Origin of the sequence: Gordonia otitidis NBRC 100426 (assembly GCF_000248075.1) — a bacterium.
In the GTDB taxonomy this organism is placed as follows: domain Bacteria; phylum Actinomycetota; class Actinomycetes; order Mycobacteriales; family Mycobacteriaceae; genus Gordonia; species Gordonia otitidis.
The window spans coordinates 1-4,209 of sequence record NZ_BAFB01000209.1; the positions used below are offsets into that span (position 1 = coordinate 1).

The 4,209-nt window shown below is 61.9% G+C and carries 3 protein-coding genes and 1 pseudogene; all 4 read right to left on the minus strand.

Annotation, left to right across the window (positions count from 1 at the left end):
• A pseudogene (locus GOOTI_RS20505) lies at window positions 1–802 on the minus strand (tyrosine-type recombinase/integrase); the annotation flags it as partial.
• Window positions 786–2,000, minus strand: coding sequence for a tyrosine-type recombinase/integrase (locus tag GOOTI_RS20510; RefSeq protein WP_007240526.1), 1,215 nt, complete (start codon window positions 1,998–2,000; stop codon window positions 786–788). The pseudogene GOOTI_RS20505 and the gene GOOTI_RS20510, both read right to left, overlap by 17 nt.
• A 15-nt stretch (window positions 2,001–2,015) precedes the next feature.
• Window positions 2,016–3,008, minus strand: coding sequence for an ImmA/IrrE family metallo-endopeptidase (locus GOOTI_RS20515; RefSeq protein ID WP_169315840.1), 993 nt, complete (start codon window positions 3,006–3,008; stop codon window positions 2,016–2,018).
• A 316-nt stretch (window positions 3,009–3,324) separates the two neighbouring features.
• A complete protein-coding gene (locus tag GOOTI_RS20520) occupies window positions 3,325–4,041 on the minus strand; it encodes a hypothetical protein (RefSeq protein WP_007240528.1) in 717 nt (238 codons plus the stop codon).
• Between the last annotated feature and the right edge of the window lie 168 nt (window positions 4,042–4,209).

Here is a 4,209-nt window from a genome sequence, read left to right on the forward strand (position 1 = left end):
GCAGCACTGCCCGGTCGGAGCTGATCACCGGACTGGTGATCGCCTTAGATGTAAGGAACGGACCCAGGTGCCGCGCCATCCCTCGGGCGCGATCACTCAGCGATGTCCATCGCAGCAGTTCACCGGTCAGGCAGGTACTCAACCAGAATCTGACGCCCTCTCTCAACCATCCGGGTTCGATGTCGCTGAGCACGACATTGTGGTCGTGGAACGGTTCATGTTCGCGGACGGGGATACGGGCATCGGCGCGTAAATCCCAGATGTCGTGTTGCCACCACGATTTGTCAGTGCACCGCACCGACAGATAGAGGTGCATCGACTCGACCAGATAGGTGATGTTGCGGCGGGAGTAGGTCGAGGGTAGCCGTCCGTTGCGCTGCTCGAACCCCTTCAACGCCACCCGCAGCAGCGCACCCACCTCCATGTCGGTGATGCTGTCGGGATCACGGCCGTGGTCGCGGCGGAAACCGGCGACCGCCGTCGTCAGAGTGCGTGAGCACCACTTCAACGTCGACGGCTCAATCTTGCGGATACCTTCCCGCCCGCACAGCCACAACCACCACATCACCTCCTGCACGATGCGCTCGGGCACACCTGTGGGTGTGAAATCGATGGTGCGGCCGCGGAATCGGTAGTTCTGTACGAACAACGCGACCAGGTCCTCGCGGGCGTCGACCCGAATGATCAGCGTGCGCCAGGCTTCGGGCACCCGCGCCCATTCACGCGTCCAGTTCGTGGAAATCTCGACTGCAGAGGGCTGGTGTGACGTCGCTGCGCGGCGACGGTCACTGATGTTGCTCATGAAGGCCTTTCCACCCGGCGACATAGCTCTTCCACTGCCCGACCGACCGCATCTCTGCGTCCTCGGTCACCCACCCGTAGATCGACAGCGTTGTTTGCACATCGGCGTGGCCAAGCCTGCGCATCACCACATGCGGCGGAGCGCCGCTGAGCAGCAATGCGGTTGCGTGGGTGTGGCGAAACCAGTGCGGTGTCCACTCGGCGGGCAAGTCCGAATGGGTGGCCTTGATGGCATCGACCTTGTCGTACACCGTTTCCGGGCGCATCGCCGCATACTTCTCACCGCGCACGAGGTTGACGAATACGAAATGGGTCGACAGGTCGTCGACCACCACATCAGCGCCTTGCGCAACGAGTTGCCACACGAACTCGCTGTAGATCCCGACGAGGTCGTCACCGATGAAGATGCGACGACCACCCGACTTCGCACGCATCCCATGTGGATGGTCGCCGCGGTCGACGATCTGCACATACGGTGTGCCACCACCACTGATGTGGAAGTCGTGATGGCGCAAACTCAATGCCTCACCCATCCGCATGCCCGTCTCGGCTAACACCGCGAAGAACAGACGATCCCGTAGTCCGGCCGCGCTACCTGTCCACGTCCCGGACTGTTGGGTCGAGCACGAATCAAGGATCGTTATCACCTGCTGCGGCAACAACACCGGTGTCTCCGTGCGGTTGGGTGACCTACGCCGGTAGATAGGTTGCTCGTGTTGTCGGCGCGGCCCGATACCGGTCAAGAACCCTGCGTACGGATTACGCCGGGCGGCACGGGCATGTGAGGAGAACAGCCGACGGTACGGGGTGAGCAGGTCGTGGGCGTCGGCGAAGTACTTGTACATCGACAACACCGCCGCACCACGGCGCTGCAGTGACGCCGCTGCCATCCCGCGCGACTCATCGGGTGTGCCGATGCGTGTGGTTCCGGGTAGATCACCGGTACGCAGGTAGGACAGGTAGCTACCGAACAACGTGGTCGGAAAGTCGTCGAACTTGTGACCGGTGTGATCGAGCACCGTCCACCACGCGGCCAGCCCGTAGGCGTAACTTTTCACTGTGTTCGGCGATGCGCCAGCCTCAACGAGGAACCGCAGATACTCGCGGGCCTCGGTGATCGTGAGGCGATTCGAACCGACCACGGTGTAGGACACCTTCCCGTCCGGCAACACCATTCGCTGGACCTTCGCCACCGCCATCACACCCCTGAACTGTCAGGCATGGCGGTCGCGCCACAAATCCAGATCGGTGATCGGGGCAAGAGGCGTGAACTCCGGATCATACGGTTCGGCAACCAACATCGACTGCCTGGAGTGCACGGGTCGTGACGGTGGCGCTGATCGCTGCAGCGCGAGCAACCACTCCAACACATCGGGAGCCAACACGTTCGCGTCGCGTGCGGCGAGCATCGGTACCGACACCGTCCCGTAGCAGCGTTCCACCCACTTCGAGATTAGCCGCGGCCGCTCCACGACACGCTCATCCCACCCAGGCTCGGTCATACTCCACGAATGCCCGGTCGCCGGATTCTTCCGAGTACGCATCTGCCGGTTGAGCATGTCGGCCCGCTTCGAGTCGATCAACCCGGTGTCGTTGAGGTGACGGATCAACGCACCCAGCGACAATCCCCACTTGTCCTTGAGCGGCTTGAGGTTCAGCAGCGACATCGCTTTCGGTAACTCCGCAGCGATCGCTTCCCGTGGCGCGAGAAACTCCGTAGCGAAACGATTCGCTTCCTGCTCTTGCTCGGAACCCACGTCACACGAGCGTCCTGAGTGCAGAACCAGGTGTCCCAACTCGTGCGCGACGGTGAACCGAGTACGTTCCCACGACTCCGATTCCCGCAACACCAGCAACGGCCGATCCCGGTGCTGACCCACCCACGTCGAGTATCCCTGATGACGTTCGGTGCGCGAGGACGTCGCCGCGAAGTCGCTCTCCCACTCGCCGGCCATGCGTCGACGTACAACAATCGGTGCGCCAATACGCTCAACTTCGTACATCAGGTCATCGATCTCCTCGTGGCGATCGAGGCCCATCACATCGCGTACCGCAGCTGCGGCCAGCGCTACCGGCATCTGCTCGCCGCGAGAACCAACCGACGGCAGCCGCACCGGCGGCAACTTCGCCTGCGCGTCCAGGTCCTCGAGGAAGTCGCCCGTCAGCGACGCGAACACAGCCAAAGACTCCTGCTCGCTTTTCGTCATCGACTTCGGAGCCCTGAACAACAAATCCGATGTCGCCACCCGAGTACGCGGCTCAGAACCGAAAAATGCTGTCGGGAAACGCAATATCCTCGCCATAGACTCCACCTCATCATCGGTGAACAGCATCACCGACGACTTCTCCAGCTTCGCCTGACGAACATTCGTCCAGCCCATCAAGTCGGCAAACGACGTTGCCGTTAACCGCCGCAACACACGCGCTTGCCGTACCCGGGCCCCAAAAATCTCGATCATTGTGCGCTCGATTCAACAACATCAGCTTGGGGGCCATTCGTGCGCCTACCACCTTGCCCGATGCCTACGACGGATCCGCCGAACCGGTGTGCTCGTCGGCACCCGACACGTCGGCGAAATCCTCGTCGGACCGGCGGCGACGAGGTGGCGTCGTCAGCGCCGCTGCGATCGTCGGCACACTCCCTGCGACTGCACCGGCCATGCCTGTCGACGTCGTCCGCTCTTCCATCACCGGCGAAGGCAACGGTGTTGTCGCATAAAGAATCTCGTCGTACTTGGTCAACACGCCCGCCGCCAGGACCGCTCCACCCAGTGCCAGACTTCCCGGCCACCACAACACATACAATCGATAGCCCGAAGGGGCGATAGGCCCCTCGAACGACTCGTCGACGATCGGCGCCCCCAGCTCGTCGTCGAAGCTCATCTGCATCCCGCCTGGCTGGTAGGTCGACAGCGGCAGCAACTCGCCGTCCGGACCCGTCGGATGACGCCGCACTCGTATCTCGGTGCCCCGTCCGTCGTACAGCAAGATACTGAACCCGTTGCTGCCCTTGCATTGCAGCGTCGACTCCTCGCTCTGGCGACGGCGCCGCGACATCAGCACAGTCTCCAGCAATATGGCCGAGACCGAGATTCGTCGAGGGGTGTCGTCCTGGTCCACGAATCTGTCGTCGACCTCGCCCAGACGGGCGATCAGATCCCCGTGCAGCTCGGACAGCACCTGCGAGTGCTGCACCACCAACTGCTCGATCAGTTCTTGCGGGTTGTCGTGTAGCGGCATGCGGGAAATATTCCCCCCACTTTGCTACATCAGTCACGCCGCCACGCCGGTGTGTCGGAAGATTCTCTGACAACTGCATACCTAATAGGATACATGTCCACATAGGTATAATCCCAGCTCAACACGCATCTAAACCGTCGATATTCTCTCTAACTACAGATAAGACGG